This window comes from Microbacterium sp. 18062 (assembly GCF_902706225.1).
In the GTDB taxonomy this organism is placed as follows: domain Bacteria; phylum Actinomycetota; class Actinomycetes; order Actinomycetales; family Microbacteriaceae; genus Microbacterium.
Genome location: NZ_CACSKB010000151.1, coordinates 1 through 644, shown reverse-complemented (window position 1 = coordinate 644; position 644 = coordinate 1). Strand labels below are relative to the sequence as shown.

Below are 644 nucleotides of genomic sequence, written 5' to 3'. Positions count from 1 at the left end.
CCCCAATGCAATGCCATTCGTGGTGTAGCGCCAAGCTCCCGCAGTTCGCAATCTGGTGTCTATCCCTCCGCATCCATTTAAGCAATGGCACTTGATCAGGGCCTGGCAGACCGAGGTCGCACGGCACCCTGGTAAACGACCGAGCGTTCATCACGGTACTGCAACTCTCCTTCGATCTGCATCACGTCAAAGCAGATGGGCTCCTTCTTGCTGACCTCGGGCAACAGCAGGCACAGTTGATCGCCGATGACGTTCCACTTTCCTGACCGACTTCTGCCGTTCTCCGCGCGTTCCAACTGGCCGTTTGTAAGGTAGTGGTGGCTCCAATGACGCCCATCGCTTACTTCCTTCCCTGAAATGGCTGCGCGAATCTGCGGCCCAAAGAGCTTGCGTTCCCCAGACTGTGCAGCCGAAGCCCCGGCCAGCGCAATGGCGTACGCAAGGAGTATCAAGGTGCTGCGCAGACAGCGTTTCGGGAGCGCATTCATTCCATTGAACGGCACGCTCACGCAGAGCCCACCGGCCCCATCTGGGGAGGCCAGTTATGGGTTTCTGCCTGGCAGGATTGGCACCACGCATAGAGCGCGTCGTACATCACCAGGCCATGCCCGAGCATCTCATGGTCATCGCTGAAGGTCTTGGAC

1 protein-coding gene is annotated in these 644 nt (G+C 58.7%); it reads right to left on the bottom strand.

The window, feature by feature from the left end:
• Positions 1 to 95: 95 nt before the first annotated feature.
• On the bottom strand, positions 96 to 509 hold the full coding sequence (locus GVL03_RS19085; protein ID WP_200847259.1) for a hypothetical protein: 414 nt from the start codon (positions 507 to 509) through the stop codon (positions 96 to 98).
• Positions 510 to 644: the final 135 nt, after the last annotated feature.